This window comes from Solimonas sp. K1W22B-7 (assembly GCF_003428335.1).
GTDB lineage: Bacteria > Pseudomonadota > Gammaproteobacteria > Nevskiales > Nevskiaceae > Solimonas_A.
This window is the reverse complement of the sequence record NZ_CP031704.1, coordinates 4,927,560-4,942,798: the sequence shown is the minus strand read 5'-3', so window position 1 is coordinate 4,942,798 and position 15,239 is coordinate 4,927,560. Positions and strand designations below refer to the sequence as shown.

15 protein-coding genes are annotated in these 15,239 nt (G+C 67.6%); 8 read left to right on the top strand and 7 right to left on the bottom strand.

Annotation, left to right across the window (positions count from 1 at the left end; all coding sequences use genetic code 11):
- Positions 1 to 56: 56 nt before the first annotated feature.
- Positions 57 to 551 (top strand): DUF4112 domain-containing protein, encoded by a 495-nt coding sequence (locus D0B54_RS22140; RefSeq protein WP_117294233.1) that lies wholly within the window; start codon positions 57 to 59, stop codon positions 549 to 551.
- A 118-nt stretch (positions 552 to 669) separates the two neighbouring features.
- Here the strand turns inward: D0B54_RS22140 and D0B54_RS22135 are convergent, their stop codons facing one another.
- Positions 670 to 1,992, bottom strand: coding sequence for an MATE family efflux transporter (locus D0B54_RS22135; protein WP_205527209.1), 1,323 nt, complete (start codon positions 1,990 to 1,992; stop codon positions 670 to 672).
- 134 nt (positions 1,993 to 2,126) lie between these two features.
- Positions 2,127 to 2,792 carry a hypothetical protein gene (locus D0B54_RS22130; protein WP_117294229.1) on the bottom strand — a complete coding sequence of 222 codons (666 nt, stop codon included), beginning with the start codon at positions 2,790 to 2,792 and terminating at the stop codon, positions 2,127 to 2,129.
- On the opposite strand from D0B54_RS22130, the gene D0B54_RS22125 reads away from it, so the two are divergent.
- Entirely contained in the window at positions 2,791 to 3,087 is a 297-nt protein-coding gene (locus D0B54_RS22125; RefSeq protein WP_240433495.1) for an acylphosphatase, read from the top strand. The two genes, D0B54_RS22130 and D0B54_RS22125, sit on opposite strands and share 2 nt — an antisense overlap.
- A 241-nt stretch (positions 3,088 to 3,328) precedes the next feature.
- Here D0B54_RS22125 and D0B54_RS22120 read toward each other — a convergent pair whose 3' ends face one another.
- Positions 3,329 to 4,300 carry an acyl-ACP desaturase gene (locus tag D0B54_RS22120; protein ID WP_240433494.1) on the bottom strand — a complete coding sequence of 324 codons (972 nt, stop codon included), beginning with the start codon at positions 4,298 to 4,300 and terminating at the stop codon, positions 3,329 to 3,331.
- 157 nt (positions 4,301 to 4,457) lie between these two features.
- Positions 4,458 to 5,000, bottom strand: coding sequence for a GTP cyclohydrolase I FolE (gene folE / locus D0B54_RS22115; protein ID WP_117294223.1), 543 nt, complete (start codon positions 4,998 to 5,000; stop codon positions 4,458 to 4,460).
- A gap of 335 nt (positions 5,001 to 5,335) precedes the next feature.
- Here folE and D0B54_RS22105 point away from each other — a divergent pair, with 335 nt between their 5' ends.
- Together D0B54_RS22105 and D0B54_RS22100 are read left to right on the top strand one after the other, a co-directional pair.
- A complete protein-coding gene (locus tag D0B54_RS22105) occupies positions 5,336 to 6,136 on the top strand; it encodes a ParB/RepB/Spo0J family partition protein (protein WP_117294219.1) in 801 nt (266 codons plus the stop codon).
- A gap of 264 nt (positions 6,137 to 6,400) precedes the next feature.
- Positions 6,401 to 7,159, top strand: coding sequence for a M48 family metallopeptidase (locus D0B54_RS22100; RefSeq protein WP_117294217.1), 759 nt, complete (start codon positions 6,401 to 6,403; stop codon positions 7,157 to 7,159).
- Between the two features lie 181 nt (positions 7,160 to 7,340).
- On the opposite strand, the gene D0B54_RS22095 is transcribed toward D0B54_RS22100, so the two are convergent.
- From D0B54_RS22095 to D0B54_RS22085, 3 genes are all read right to left on the bottom strand, one after another.
- Complete coding sequence (locus tag D0B54_RS22095; protein ID WP_117294215.1) at positions 7,341 to 7,904, bottom strand: hypothetical protein; 564 nt, start codon at positions 7,902 to 7,904, stop codon at positions 7,341 to 7,343.
- A gap of 99 nt (positions 7,905 to 8,003) precedes the next feature.
- Positions 8,004 to 9,899: a tRNA uridine-5-carboxymethylaminomethyl(34) synthesis enzyme MnmG gene (gene mnmG, locus D0B54_RS22090; RefSeq protein WP_441347427.1), complete on the bottom strand. Its 1,896-nt coding sequence runs from the start codon at positions 9,897 to 9,899 to the stop codon at positions 8,004 to 8,006.
- A gap of 130 nt (positions 9,900 to 10,029) precedes the next feature.
- Complete coding sequence (locus tag D0B54_RS22085) at positions 10,030 to 10,341, bottom strand: DUF962 domain-containing protein (RefSeq protein ID WP_117294211.1); 312 nt, start codon at positions 10,339 to 10,341, stop codon at positions 10,030 to 10,032.
- 151 nt (positions 10,342 to 10,492) lie between these two features.
- Here D0B54_RS22085 and D0B54_RS22080 point away from each other — a divergent pair, with 151 nt between their 5' ends.
- From D0B54_RS22080 to D0B54_RS22065, 4 genes are all read left to right on the top strand, one after another.
- Positions 10,493 to 10,996 carry an ATP-dependent zinc protease family protein gene (locus D0B54_RS22080; protein ID WP_367396805.1) on the top strand — a complete coding sequence of 168 codons (504 nt, stop codon included), beginning with the start codon at positions 10,493 to 10,495 and terminating at the stop codon, positions 10,994 to 10,996.
- A 185-nt stretch (positions 10,997 to 11,181) separates the two neighbouring features.
- Positions 11,182 to 12,084 (top strand): 30S ribosomal protein S6--L-glutamate ligase, encoded by a 903-nt coding sequence (rimK, locus tag D0B54_RS22075; RefSeq protein WP_117294208.1) that lies wholly within the window; start codon positions 11,182 to 11,184, stop codon positions 12,082 to 12,084.
- 36 nt (positions 12,085 to 12,120) lie between these two features.
- Positions 12,121 to 13,179, top strand: coding sequence for a succinylglutamate desuccinylase/aspartoacylase family protein (locus D0B54_RS22070; protein WP_117294206.1), 1,059 nt, complete (start codon positions 12,121 to 12,123; stop codon positions 13,177 to 13,179).
- Positions 13,180 to 13,337: 158 nt separating this feature from the next.
- Positions 13,338 to 15,143 carry an ABCB family ABC transporter ATP-binding protein/permease gene (locus D0B54_RS22065; RefSeq protein ID WP_117294204.1) on the top strand — a complete coding sequence of 602 codons (1,806 nt, stop codon included), beginning with the start codon at positions 13,338 to 13,340 and terminating at the stop codon, positions 15,141 to 15,143.
- The last annotated feature ends 96 nt before the right edge of the window (positions 15,144 to 15,239 follow it).

The following is a 15,239-nucleotide window of genomic DNA, read 5'->3' as shown; positions in this document are numbered from 1 at the left end:
CCCGGTAATCCTGTTTTTTTGCTGGTTGTACCCCATAGGTTAGCGATAATGGGGCCATGGACACTACCTCGAACGGCTCTTTGCCCCCTCTGGCGGAGGTGCAGGCCTCGCGTCAGCGCCTGCAGCGCATGTCGAAGTTGCTCGACGAAGCGGTCAGCATTCCCGGGCTGGGCTGGAAATTCGGCCTCGATTCGGTCATCGGCCTGGTGCCGGTGGTGGGCGACATCGCCGGCCTGGCGCTGTCCGGCTTCCTGGTCTACGAGGGCGTGAAGATCGGCGCGCCGCGGCCCCTGCTGCTGAAAATGACGGGTTTCGCCGCCCTGGACGCCGCGGTGGGCCTGGTGCCGCTGCTGGGCGACGTCTTCGATTTCGCCTTCAAGGCCAACCGCATCAATGCGCGCCTGCTGGAGGACTACCTGCGCGAGCAGGAGGCGCGCCACGGCGTCGTGGTGGCCGGGCCGGCGCAGCGGCGGGTGGGGCTGCTGGCGCTGGCGGCACTGATGGCCGCCGTCGCCGCGCTGGGCTGGTGGGCGGCGCGGCATTTCCTTTAGCGAACCGCTGAAGATTGTTCGGGTAGCGGATGTAGGAGCGGCTGTTAGCCGCGATCGCCGAGTATCATGAAAACCGGCCATCGCGGCTAACAGCCGCTCCTACGGGAAAGACTTCGCCCTACACCCGGATCGACACCCACTCCCGCTTCTGCCACGCCCGCGTGAAGATCAGCGCCTGCAGCAGGCGGTAGCCGCCCATCGCCAGCCACAGCGCCACCAGGCCATGGCCCAGCACCGGGCCCAGCAGCCAGGCCAGCGGCAGGAAGACCAGCCACTGCAGGCCCACCGCCACCTTCATCACTAGCTTGGCCGCGCCGGCGCCGAGCAGCGCCTGCATCATGATCAGGCCCAGGCCATCCAGCGCGATGGTGGCGCCCATCAGCTGCAGCGGCAGCCGCCCCAGTTCCACCAGCGCCGGCTCGCGCAGGAAGAAAGCCAGCACCGGGCCGGGGAACAGCAGCATCGGCAGCGACAGCGCGCCGAACACCCAGAGTGCCACCCTGTAGGTGTCCCAGGCCCAGCGCTGGGCATCGTCCGGATCGCGCCGGCCCAGGGCCTGTCCGCACAGCGTCGCGGCGGCCAGGCCGAAACCCATCGCCGGCAGCACGGCGGTCAGCGTCAGCGTGATCAGCACGTTGGCCACTGCCAGTTCCTGCGTGCCGATCTTGCCGATGATCCAGAACAGCACCAGGAAGCCGCCCGAGAACAGCAGCTGCTGGATGCAGGCGGGAATGCTCAGCCGCATCAGGCTGCGCAGCTGCTCGCGCGTCGGCATGCGCTGCAGGAAGCCATGCGGTTTGGCATGGCGCGAGGCCAGGAAGAAGTAGATGCCGGTGCCCGCCACGGTCGCCAGGGTGGTGCCCAGGCCGGCGCCAGCCGTGCCCATCGCCGGCAGGCCGAAGTGGCCGTAGATCAGCGAGTAGCTGAACAGGATGTTGAGCGCATGCATCTCCACCAGGGTCAGCATGTACAGCCGCGTCATCTTCACCGCGCTCCAGTAGCCGCGGAACGCGAAGTTCATGCCCACCGCCGCCACCGCCACCAGGCGCCACTGCAGGTAGGGCGTGCCCTCGCGCACGATCGCCGGATCGCTACTCAGCGCGCCGAGGATTTCCGGCGTGAACCAGATCAGCAGTGCCGCCATCGGCACGCCGATCACCAGCGACAGCAGCAGGCCGCCGTTGAGCGGCACCGCCAGCTCCTCGGTATGGCCCTCGCCGGCGCGGCGCGCCGCGATCGCCTGCACCGCGCTGGCAAACCCCATGATGAAGGCGAAGGCGATGAAGTTGACGAAGTTGGAGATGCCGGTGGCGGCCAGCGCGTCGGGCCCGAGGCCGCCGACCATCCAGGCGTCCGCCAGGTTCAGCAGGTTCTGCGAGGCCATGCCGCCGATGATCGGCAGCGCCAGGTGCAGCACTTCGCGGGAGCGGGCGCGCTGCATCAGGAGCGGGCCATCAGCGCTGGAACGGCAAGAAGATCTTTTTTGCCACGGATGAACGCGGATGAACGCGGATCAAAGCGAACGCAGGGTGCTTTATCCGCGTTCATCCGCGTGATCCGTGGCCAGGCATGTTTTTACTTCTGCTGTGCCGTGTTGACGATCGCCGCCGCCAGCTGGAAGGGCTTGTCGCCCATGCGCTGCGCCAGACCCGGCGGCAGGTGGCGCTTGTCGATCTGCAGCAGGGACACCTGGGCGAAGCCGTCGGCGGCCTGGCCGCTCCAGGTCTCCGCCACCGGCTGGTCGCCGGCCAGGCGCGGCTGGATGCCCAGCGCCGCCAGCTTGTCGCTTTGCGGGATCAGCTCCCGCGCGCCGCCGTCGAGCGAGGCGGTGGAGGCCTGGATCTCGATCCAGGTATTGAAATCGTTGCTCAGCAGCGGCTCGGCGAAGGCGCGCACCGCCGGCAGGGCCAGCACGCGGTTGGCGGTGCGCTGCACCAGCGAGCCGGTGCGTTCCGCCACGGTCAGCGCGCGGCTGTCGGAGAACACCGCGGGCGCGCCCAGCGCCGGTTTCAGTGCCGAGGCCAGGTTGGTCTGGATGCGCGCGCGCAGGCGCAGGCGCTCGCCGTCGGCATGCGGCTCGGTGGTGATCTGCACGTCGATCTGCCACAGCGGCGCGCCCGAGGGTCCCACCGGGATCGCGGCGGAGAAAGCCGCCAGCTCCGGTTCGCCGTCCGGCAGCGGGGTGCCGCGCAACTGGCGCACTGCAGCCACACCACGGCGGATTTGCGAGATGATGCCCATGAAACCATCCAGTTCTTCGGCTATGCGTGAATGTTACCGCTTCATCGTGTCCGGCCGCGTGCAGGGCGTGTTTTTCCGCCAGAGCACCGCCGACAAGGCCACCAGCCTGGGCCTGGACGGCTGGGTCCGCAACCTTCCCGATGGCCGGGTGGAGGGTATGGCGGCGGGGCCTGCGGAAGCATTGGCCGGATTGCGCGCCTGGCTGGACCGGGGGCCACCGGCGGCGCGGGTGGAAGCGGTGGAGTGGGGGCAAGCTGAGGAAGTGTCGAGCAAAGGGTTTGCTGTTCGACGCTGAAATCGACTAACAAACCGCTCATGCCGAGTGCCGCGTAGCGGCGTATCGAGGCACGCGCGAAAGCCGGGGGCGTCGACACTCTCGCGGCAAGGAAGCAAAGCCAAGCGGCACCTGAGCCGCCTGCGGTGGCGCCGTCCATGGCGGGGCCTCTGTTACCTGATTGACCCCCGGCCCGGCCATCCATGGCCGGGCGTTCGGCAATGCAGGCAATGCCATCTAGGCATTGCCAAAGCGCATTGCCTCACCCGCCTGCCATCTCGAACGCGCGCTGGTAGATGAACTCGAACGAGAAGCTGCGCGAGTGCGCCTTGGACTCGACGTAGTCGGCCATGCGTCCCAGGCGCTTGGGCAGCTCCATCACCTTGTCCTGGGCGGCGCGGCCCATCGCGGACAGGCCGTCCATCTTGTCGATGGCCCAGTGGCGCACCAGCTCTTCCACCAGCTTCAGGTATTCGCGCGGGCCGTAGATGCCGGCGCGGCGCTCCACCTCGGACATCTGCGCGAAGCCGGCGATGTTGTGGCCGGGCATCGCCAGGGCCGGCGCCACCGCCGCCAGGGCGTGCAGCGCGCGGTTGGTGTCCAGCTTCATCACGGCGGAGAAGGAGTCGCGGTAGAAGACGTAGTGACGCGCTTCGTCGGCACAGATGTGCGCCAGGATCTTCTGCAGCTTGGGCTCGTAGTTGCCGGCCAGGCGGCCGGCATTGGCGTGCGAGGTCTGCGTCGCCTTTTCCTGCAGGCTGGTATAGGCCAGCAGGCGATAGGGGTCGTCCTTCCAGTCCGGGTCGAAGCCGGACTCGATGTACTGGAACTGCATCTCTTCCAGCGCCTTCATGTTGAAGACGCGGGCGTCGCGCACGTAGTCGCGCAGCACGCAGCCGTGGCGGTCTTCCTCGGCGGTCCAGAGGTTGTTCCACTCGGCCCAGGCACCGTGGTGGCCCATGTACACCGCCACCAGGCGGTGGAAGTGCGGCAGGCCTTCCTCGGTCAGCAGGTTGAGGGCGATGGCCACGCGCACGCCGTCGGGCAGGCCGCGGGCTCGCTCGCGCAGGGAGCTCAGCTCCTCCTCGTAATTGGGGTCGGCCAGCTCGTCGGCCGGCATCAGGTCACTGGGCATCCACAGCTTGCGGCCGTCGCGGTGCTTCTGCATCAGCTCGCGCACCGTGGACTCGACCGCTCGCAGGACCTCTTGCTGGGCGGGGAGATCGGGGTTCATTCCGTTCAACATGGCTTTAGACCTTCAAATACAAGGACTTGTCGGGCGGGCGGCTGCCAGATACTGGAAACAGCCGCCATGCCGCATTTACGCAGTTTAGCCCGGTTTGGCTCAAGCTATACAACTGTCTTTTAATTATGACGCCGGCGTCTGTTTTTCAACGCCGGATAAGGTCCAGGAATTCCTGGCGGGTGCGGTGATCCTCGCGGAAGCGGCCCAGCATGAACGACGTCACCATGCTGGAATTCTGCTTCTGTACGCCGCGCATCATGGCGCAGAGATGTTTCGCCTCGATGACCACGCCCACGCCCTTGGCGTCGATGGTGTCCTGCAGGCACTGGCCGATCTGCTGGGTCAGGTTCTCCTGGATCTGCAGGCGCCGGGCGAACATGTCTACGATCCGCGGAATCTTGGACAGCCCGATGACCTTGCCGTTCGGCAGGTAGGCGACATGGGCGCGGCCGATGAAGGGCAGCATGTGGTGCTCGCACATCGAGTACAGCTCGATGTCCTTGACGATCACCATTTCGTCGTTGTGCGACTCGAATACCGCGCCGTTGACGATCTCGCCGATGTCCTGCTCGTAGCCCTGGGTGAGGAATTCCATGGCCTTGGCGGCGCGGTGCGGGGTGCGCAGCAGGCCCTCGCGTTCCGGGTTTTCCCCGATGGCCTCGATGATTGCGCGGAATTGCTCTTCCATGCCGTTGTTCTCCTTGGACTTTGGGGGGATTATCCCATGCCCGGGGTCAAGGGTCTGTTGGTGTGTACCTTGATCGCTGCGCCGGAGATCATTTTTGCGCCAGGCAAGGCGCGAGGAGCGTGGTGTACTCGACGTACACGAGCGACAAGCAACGCAGCATGGCGCAAAAATGGTCCCGGCCCTCCGGGTTGCGCCCAGAATTGCGCCATGCGGCGTTAGGCATCGCTAATTTGGAACCACCAAACCGCGCTCCGCCTGCCTGGCTTGGCGCAATTCTGGGCGGCAACGCAGCGACCAAGGTACATACCAACAGACCCTAGCCGTACAATAAACGGATGAGCAAGAAGCGGTCCGCCGGCGTCATCCAGGAAATCCCGATCGACCTGATCCGCCCGGGCAGCCAGCAGGCCCGGCGGCACTTCGACCCCGACGCCCTGAAAGAGTTGGCGGAGTCGATCCGCGAATCGGGCGTGGTGCAGCCCATCGTGCTGCGCACCCGGGTCTGGGGCTACGAATTGCTGGCCGGCGAACGCCGCTGGCGCGCCGCGCAGCTGGCCGGGGTGCACGAGATCCCGGCGGTGATCCGCGACGACCTGTCCGACGACGAGGCCTTCGTCGTCGGACTGATCGAGAACCTGCAGCGCGAGTCCCTGACGCCGATGGAAGCCGCCTCCGGCCTCAAGCGCCTGGGCGAGATCCACGGCATGACGCACGAGGAGATCGGCCGGCGCATCGGCAAGTCGCGCGAGTACGTCAGCAACTACCTGCGCCTGCTCAACCTGGCACAGCCGGTGCAGGACCTGGTCAATGGCGGCCACATCCTGCTGGGCCACGCCAAGGTGCTGGCCGGCCTGCCGCTGAGCGAGCAGATGCGCTGGGCCGACGACGTCATCCGCCTGAAGCTGACCGTGCGCGGCCTGGAGAAGCGCATCGCCCAGGAACGCGACAGCAAGATTGTGTTCCGTCCCGGCAAGCCCAGCGACTGGCAACGCCTGGAGCGCGAACTGTCGGACCACCTGGCCTGCGCCGTGGTGGTGCAGGCCGACAGTGCCGGCAAGGGCGAGTTGCGGCTGGGTTTCCATTCGCTGGATGAGCTTGATGGGCTGCTTGCCAAGATGGGCTACCAATCAGGGTAGGTACTGTTTTGCAAGCCAGCTAACTGTCACAAACAGCAGTAATTTTTATCGACAGGACAGGGGGATAAGCCTGTGGATAAAAGCCCTGTGCACCGCAGCAAACGCTGCAAGGACGGGGCTTCGCTACGGTGGTGACGCATTTTTTGCCGTTTCGTGAAAGACCGGCCGGCGAGCCTGTCACATGATTTTTGGCCTGCTGCAGCGCAGCAGGAGTGGCGTGACGAAAGTTTTTGCAATCACACTTTGTTCGATTAAAATAAACAAGTGTCCGAGACCCCCGCGAGCACCCAGTTCGAGCTGTTCAACGAGGACTACCGCCTCGTCGAGCGCCGCAGTGCGCGCTCGCGCCATCTGCGGGTGGAGGTGCGCTCGGCCAGCGAGGTGCGCCTGGTCTATCCGCGCTGGGTCGCCCGCGCCCAGGCCCTGGCCTTCCTGCGCGAGCGCGAGGGCTGGGTGCGCGAGAAGCTGGCGGAACTGCGCCAGGTCCAGGCCCAGCGGCAGGTGCCGGAGCTGCGCTGGGACGGCCAGGGCGAGCTGCTGTTCCACGGCCGGCGCCTGCCGCTGCGCCTGGTGCCGGCCAGCGGCCTGCGGCCGCAGCTGCGCTTCGAGCCGGAATCGGTGTCGCTGTTCGCCGCGCCGCAGCTGGGCCTGCAGCCGCGCCACCTCGAGCTGATCCTGCGCCGCGGCCTGCTGCAGCGGGCGCGCCAGGAGGCAAAGCAGCTGCTGGAGGACGAGGGCCGCCGCCTGGGCGTGCAGGCTGCCGGGCTGCGGGTCAACGACCCGCGCACGCAATGGGGCAGCTGCAATCCGGGCGGGCTGATCTGCCTGTCCTGGCGCCTGCTGATGGCGCCGCCCGAGGTGTTCCGCTACGTCGTGGTCCACGAACTCTGCCACCTGGTCCACCGCAACCACTCGCCGCGCTTCTGGGCCCTGGTGGAGCGGCAGATGCCGGGGCATGACGAGCAGCGGGCCTGGCTGCGGGAGAACGGGGGGCTGCTGCAGGACTGGCTTCCGAAGGAGTGAAAGCCAGGCGCCGGGAGTCCGTTCGCACTGAGCCTGTCGAAGTGCGTGCGGACAGCTGACCGCCGGTGCGCCCGTTCACGCTTCGACAGGCTCAGCGCGAACGGTGATGGGCAAGGGTTACTCCAGCAAAAAGCCCTCCCGGCCTGCGCCGGGAGGGCTTTTCGAGTACCGCAGCCCGCGCTTACTTCTTCTGCGCGCCGGCTTCGACCTTGACGCTGGCGCCGCTGGCGTCCGCGCTGGCCTCGGTGGAGGCGGCGGCGCTGCCCTGCAGGGCGCTGCCGGCCTTGTGCAGCACGTTGCCGGTGGCGCTCAGGCCTTCGCCGGCGATTTCCTTGGTCTTGTTGTAGCCGGCCTTGGTCTTCTCCTTGCCCTTCTTCGCCAGCTTCTTGCTGCCCTCGACGGCGGCCTTGCCCTTCTCGGCGGTGTAGTCGGCGGCGGCGCCGGCCTTCTCCTTGGTGTAGTCCTTGGCGGCGGTGCCCTTCTCGACGGCATAGTCCTTGGCGCCGACGGCACCGTTGACGGTGGCGTCCTTGGCAGCGCCGGCCTTGGCGCCCAGGGTCTCGGTCAGCGTCGGGCCGCTGGCGGCGGCGGCGCCTTGCGCACCGGCATCGGCGTTGGCATTGACGTTGACGCCGCTGCCGTTGACCTGCACGCCGGCGTTGACGCCGAGCTTGGCATCGGCGGCGAAGGCAGGGGCGGCGGCCAGCGAGCCGGCGACGAACAGGGCGGAGATGATCTGCTTCATGGTGTTGCTCCCTTCAGGAATGATGAAATGGTGGACGCAGCCTAAGCGCTTGCGATGAACTGAATCTGAACACCCATCCGGCCGGCCCGAAAGAAGTCTTCAGGCCGACTTGCGCAACTGGCCCTGCTTCTTCAGGTGCACCAGCAGCAGCGATACCGCCGCCGGCGTGACGCCGGAGATACGCCCGGCCTGCGCCACCGTGTCGGGGCGGTGGTCGAGCAGCTTCTGCCGTACCTCGTTGGACAGTCCGGCCACCGCACCATAGTCGAAGTCGGCCGGCAGCGGCGCCTCTTCATAGCGGCGCGCGCGGTCGATCTCCAGCTGCTGGCGCTCGATGTAGCCGGCGTACTTGCACTGGATCTCCACCTGCTCGGCCACCGCCGGGTCCAGCCCTTCCGGCGCCAGGCCCAGGCGACGCAGCACGGCGTAGTCGCCCTCGGGGCGGCGCAGCAGGTCCAGGCCCGACAGGCCGGCGGACACCGGCGCGGCGCCGAACACCGCCACCACCTCCGGCTGCGACAGCTGCGCCGGCTTGAGCCACAGCGCGGACAGGCGGCTGCGTTCCTGGGCCACCGCCTCGCGCTTGCGCTCGAAGGCGGCCCAGCGCGCGTCGTCCACCAGGCCCAGCTCGCGGCCCTGCGGCGTCAGGCGCAGGTCGGCATTGTCCTCGCGCAGCAGCAGGCGGTGCTCGGCGCGCGAGGTGAACATGCGGTAGGGCTCGGTGGTGCCGCGGCTGACCAGGTCGTCGACCAGTACGCCGATGTAGGACTCGTGGCGCTGCGGCACCCAGGCCGGCTCGCCGCGGGCATGGCGCGCGGCATTGATGCCGGCCAGCAGGCCCTGCGCCGCCGCTTCCTCGTAGCCGGTGGTGCCGTTGATCTGGCCGGCGAAGAACAGGCCGGACAGGGTCAGGGTCTCCAGCGAGCGCCGCAGGTCGCGCGGGTCGAAGTAGTCGTACTCGATGGCATAGCCGGGGCGCACGATGCGCGCCCGCTCCAGGCCCTTCATGGTCCGCACGAAGCGCTCCTGCACGTCGTAGGGCAGGCTGGTGGAGATGCCGTTGGGGTAGATCTCGTTGGTCGACAGGCCCTCGGGCTCCAGGAAGATCTGGTGCGCGGTCTTGTCGCGGAAGCGGTTGACCTTGTCTTCCACGCTGGGGCAGTAGCGCGGGCCCACGCCCTCGATCACGCCGGTGAACATCGGCGAACGGTCGAAGCCGCCGCGGATGACCTCGTGCGTTTCCTCGTTGGTGTGGGTGATGTGGCAGGGCAGCTGGCGCGGGTGGTCGGCGCGCGAGCCCATGAAGGAGAACACCGGGCGCGGCTCGTCGCCGGGCTGCTCCTGCAGCGCCGCCCAGTCGATCGTGCGGCCGTCCAGGCGCGGCGGCGTGCCGGTCTTGAGGCGGCCGGTGCGCGGCATCAACTCGCGCAGCCGCGTCGACAGGGCATTGGACGGCGCATCGCCGGCGCGGCCGCCCTGGTAGTTGGACAGGCCGATATGGATGCGCCCGCCCAGGAAGGTGCCGGTGGTCAGCACCACCGACGGCGCCGAGAAGCGCAGGCCCATGCGCGTGACCACGCCGGCGACGCGGCCGCCCTCCACGATCAGGTCCTCGACTTCCTGCTGGAACAGCTCCAGGTGGGGCTGGTTTTCCAGTGCGTCGCGGACAAAGGCCTTGTACAGGGCGCGGTCAGCCTGGACGCGGGTGGCGCGCACCGCCGGACCCTTGCTGCCGTTGAGCGTGCGGAACTGGATGCCGGCATGGTCGGCGCCACGCGCCATCAGGCCGCCCATGGCGTCGATCTCGCGCACCAGGTGGCCCTTGCCGATGCCGCCGATCGCCGGGTTGCAGGACATCTGCCCCAGGGTCTCGATGCTCTGGGTCACCAGCAGGGTGCGCCGGCCCATGCGGGCAGCCGCCAGCGCCGCCTCGGTGCCGGCGTGGCCGCCACCGATGACGATCACTTCGTAGAGATGCTGGTCCATGACGGCCATCCTGAACAGTAGGAGCGGCTGTTAGCCGCGATCAAGGTTTATCGCGGCTAACAGCCGCTCCTACGATGAAACCAAAGATAAATTGAAAACGCCCCGCAGTGCGGGGCGCGATTTTACCGCGATTCCGGCCTCAAATCTTGATTTTTCCGGTGAGCATCTCCCACCACATCTTCCAGTCGCCCAGGTAGGACTTCCAGGGGTACTGGAAGGTCGCCGGCTTGTTGTGCTCGAAGAAGAAATGTCCCACCCAGGCAAAGGCGTAGCCCTGGATGAAGGCCACCGCGATCAGCCACCAGGTCTGCGTCGCCAGGGCGTAGATCACCAGGCCCAGGCCCAGGCTGGTGCCGACGAAGTGCAGGCGCCGGCAGGTACGGTCGGAATGCTCCTGCAGGTAGTAGGGATAGAAGTCCTGCATGTTGCGGAATTCGGCGGGCTGGCTCATGGCGGGCTCCGGTTGAAGGATTTGTTGCAGTATCCGCCCGGGAGGCGGTCGGCTCAAGCGTAAATCCCTCCTAATGCCAGGCATGGTTTTGTTGTTTAATGCCCTCATTCCAGACACAAATGACAGGAAACCCTGCTTGCGCATCGAGAAGATCGCCCAGCGGCCGCGCCTGCTCGGCTGGCGCGAATGGATCGCGTTGCCGGAGTTCGGGCTGCGCCAGATCAAGGCCAAGATGGACACCGGTGCGCGCAGCTCGGTGATCCACGCCTTTGCCATCGAGCGGCCGGCACCGGGCCGGCTGCGCTTCGGCCTGCACCCCCTGCAGAACTCCGATCGCGAGACCTGGTGCGAGGCCGAGATGATCGACGAGCGCTGGGTCACCGACTCCGGCGGCCATCGCGAACTGCGGCCCTTCATCCGCACGCCGGTGACGGTCGGGCATGACAGCTGGGACGTGGAAATCTCGCTGACCGCGCGTGATACGATGAGATTCCGCCTGCTGCTGGGGCGCACTGCCCTCGCCGGGCACTACGTTGTCGATCCCGCTTCTTCCTATTTGCTAGGGCGTGCCAGGGCGGCGGGCGTCGTTGCGATGCCATCAGATTTGCGGCCAGGCAAGGCGCGACGAGGGAATTTGGTGGTTCCAAATGACTGAGGAGCAACGCCGCATGGCCGCAAATCTGATGGCACCCCAAGGGGCGGGACCGTTTTGGCGCATGGCGTCGTCCCGGGTCGCTGATGTACATCAAGTACACGGCGCGCCCCGGGACATAGCCCTGCGCCAAAACGGTCTCCGTCGCAGCGACGCCCGCCGCCCTGACACGCCCTAGGCAAGCGCCGATGAAGATCGCCATCCTGTCGCGCAACCGTCGACTGTATTCGACCCGCCGGCTGATCGAGGCCGCCGAGCAGCGCGGCCACGAGGTCTGCGTGATCGACGTGCTGCGCTGCTACATGAACATCCTGCCGCGTGCCCCCGAAATCCACTACCGCGGCCAGAAGCTGCCGCGCTACGACGCGGTGGTGCCGCGCATCGGTGCCTCGGTGACCTTCTACGGCACGGCCGTGGTGCGGCAGTTCGAAATGATGGATGTCTACTGCCTCAACGAGTCGGTGGCCATCACCCGCGCCCGCGACAAGCTGCGCGCGCTGCAGCTGCTGGCGCGCAAGGGTATCGGCATGCCGCGCACCGGCTTCGCCCACTCCCCCGACGACACCCACGACCTGATCGGCCTGGTCGGCGGCGCGCCGATGGTGATCAAGCTGATCGAGGGCACGCAGGGGCAGGGCGTGGTGCTGGCCGAGACCGACAAGGCCGCCGAGTCGGTGATCGACGCCTTCCGCGGCCTGGATGCCTACTTCCTGGCGCAGGAGTTCATCCAGGAGGCGCGCGGCAGCGACATCCGCTGCTTCGTCATCGGTGGCAAGGTGGTTGCGGCGATGATGCGCACGGCCAAGGCCGGCGAGTTCCGCTCCAACCTGCACCGCGGCGGCAGTGCGCAGGCGGTGAAGATCACGCCGGAGGAGCGGACCACGGCGGTGCGCGCGGCCCGGATCATGGGGCTCAACGTGGCGGGCGTGGACATCCTGCGCTCCAACCGCGGGCCGGTGGTGATGGAGGTGAATTCCTCGCCGGGGCTGGAAGGGATCGAAGCGGCATCCGGGGTGGATATCGCCGCGCAGATCATCGAATTCATCGAGAAGAATGCGGCGCCGGGCAAGACGCGTACAAAAGGCGGATGATTCCGCTGCCGGCCTCTGGCGAAAATGGGGGGTGCCATGAAAAACAAGAACAGCGGCAAGGCAGGCCTCTTCGAAATCGGCGGCGAGCGGATCGGCTGCGGCGAGCGCCGCAACATCCAGCTGCCGGTCGCCAACCTCTACACCAATACCCCGGTGAACCTGCCGGTGCGCGTGGTGCGCGGCCGCGAGCCGGGGCCCACGGTGTTCGTCAGCGCCGCCCTGCATGGCGACGAGATCATCGGCGTGGAAATCATCCGCCGCCTGCTGGTGTCCAGCCGCCTGGAGCAGCTGCGCGGCACGCTGCTGGCGGTGCCCATCGTCAACACCCTGGCCTTCCTGCATCAGTCGCGCTACCTGCCCGACCGGCGCGACCTCAACCGCAGCTTCCCCGGCAGCGAGCGCGGCTCGCTGGCGGCGCGCCTGGCCAACCTGTTCCTGCGCGAGATCGTCGGCCGCGCCGAGTACGGCATTGACCTGCACACCGGCGCCATCCACCGGCCCAACCTGCCGCAGATCCGTGCCGACCTGACCAATCCCGAGACCCTGCGCCTGGCGCGGGCCTTCGGCGCGCCGCTGTTGCTGGACTCGCAGCCCACCAAGGGCACGCTGCGCGAATACACCACCAAGAAGGGCATCCCGGTGCTGCTCTACGAGTCCTCCGAGGCGCTGCGCTTCGACGAGGTCAGCATCCGCATCGGGGTACGCGGCGTGCTCAACGTGCTGGAGGCCGTCGGCATGTTGCCGCCGCCGGCGCGCAAGTCGCGCAGCACGGTGATCAAGCCGGTGCTGGCCACCCGCGATTCCTGGGTGCGGGCCTCGGCCAGCGGCATCCTGCGCGCCCAGGTTTCGCTGGGCGAGCCGGTCAAGGCAGGGCAGGTGCTGGGCGTGATCGGCGATCCCATGGGCGAGCTGGACGCGGCGGTCTACAGCGCCGTCGACGGCGTGGTGATCGGCCGCGTGTCGATGCCGCTGGTGCACGAGGGTGACGCGCTGTTCCACATCGCCGAACTGGCCGAGCCGGACAGCGCCGGCGGCGTCGCGCGGCGCATCCGCCAGGCCGGGCTGCAGAAGAGGAAGCATCCGCGGATCGTCTGAACTGTTGTTGTGGGAGCGGCCTTGGCCGCGATTCGCAGCAAGAAGATCGCGGCCAGCTGTTGGCCTCGGCGAAAGCTGACTAGATGTCAGCTTGAGTTAAGCCAACAGCCGCTCCCACACTTGAAGCCTTGGGGGGCAACCCCCATCCTGACTTACCCATGTCCCGCCGCCTCGCCGCCGAAACCACCGACGACACCGCCCCCACTGCCGACTGGCGGGTGCTGCGCACGCTGTGGCCCTACCTGACCGAATTCCCGCTGCGCGTCAGCCTGGCGCTGGGCTTCCTGCTGCTGGCCAAGCTGGCGGGCGTGGCCCTGCCGATGCTGCTCAAGCACCTGGTCGATGACCTGGACGTGAAGGGCGATGCCCTGTTCCTGGTGCCGCTGGGCCTGCTGCTGGCCTACGGCGCCATGCGCTTCGCCGCCGCCCTGTTCGGCGAGCTGCGCGACCTGGTGTTCGGCCGCGTCAGCGAGCGCGCCATGCGCCGCGCCGCGCTCAACGTCTTCGAGCACCTGCACCGCCTGGACCTGGACTTCCACCTGACGCGGCGCACCGGCGGGCTGTCGCGCGATATCGAGCGCGGCATCAGCGGCATCAGCTTCCTGCTGCGCTTCACCCTGTTCAACATCATCCCGACGCTGCTGGAAATCGCCCTGGTGGCGGGCATCCTGCTGTTCAATTACGGCGCCAGCTTCGCCCTGATCACCGGCGTGTCGGTGGCGCTGTACGTGTTCTTCTCGGTGGTGGTGACCGAGTGGCGCACGCAGTACGTGCGCGAGGCCAACCGCCTGGACTCCCGCGCCAACACCCGCGCGGTGGACTCCCTGCTCAACTACGAGACGGTGAAGCTGTTCGGCAACGAGAAGCACGAGGCCGCCGAGTACGACCGCTTTCTGGCGCAGTGGGAGACCGCGCAGCAGCAGCAGCGCCTGTCGCTGGGCGCGCTCAACGCCGGCCAGGCCCTGATCGTGGCGGTGGCCCTGACCTGGATGATGCTGCTGGCGGCGCAGCAGGTCGGCAGCGGTGCCATGACCCTGGGCGACTTCGTCGCGGTCAACGCCTACATCATCCAGCTGTTCGTGCCGCTCAACTTCCTCGGCTTCGTCTACCGCGAGATCCGCCGGGCGATGACCGACATGCAGCGCATGTTCGGCCTGCTGGCGCAGCGGCCCAAGGTGGCCGATGTCCCCGGCGCGACCGAGCTGGTACTGCCGGCGGCCGCGGCCGGGCTGAGCTTCGAGAACGTGGTATTCGGCTACAGCAGCAAGCGCCGCATCCTGCACGGGGTCAGCTTCGAGGTGCCGCCGGGGCGCAAGATCGCCGTGGTCGGCCCCAGCGGCTCCGGCAAGTCGACGCTGGCGCGGCTGCTGTTCCGCTTCTACGACCCGGACGAGGGCGCCGTGCGCATCGGCGGGCACGACATCCGCGGCATCAGCCAGGACAGCCTGCGCCGCATGATCGGCGTGGTGCCGCAGGACACGGTGCTGTTCAACGACACCATCCGCTACAACCTGGCCTACGGCCGTCCGGACGCGACGCAGGAGGAGATCGAGCAGGTCGTGCGGCTGGCGCACCTGGACGGCTTCATCGCGCAGCTGCCGGAAGGTTACGAGACCCGGGTCGGCGAGCGTGGCCTGAAACTCTCCGGCGGCGAGAAGCAGCGCGTGGCCATCGCCCGGGCCCTGCTGAAGAACCCGGCGATCCTGGTGTTCGACGAGGCCACCTCCTCGCTGGACTCGGGCTCGGAGCAGGCGATCCTGTCGGCGATCCGCGAGGTCGCCGCCCGCCGCACCGCCCTGGTCATCGCCCACCGCCTGTCCACCATCACCGACGCCGACGAGATCCTGCTGCTGGACCATGGCCGCATCGCCGAGCGCGGCAGCCATGCCCAGCTGCTGGCCGCCGGTGGCGCCTATGCCCGGCTGTGGAAACTGCAGCAACGCGATGGAGCCGAAAAAACCTGACACGCCCCCGGGTTGAAGTCTTCCTACGGGCCGGTTTTTCGCATACCGTGTGAACGAAAAATCAGGGGACGCCGGATCGAACCGGCGCTAAGGCAA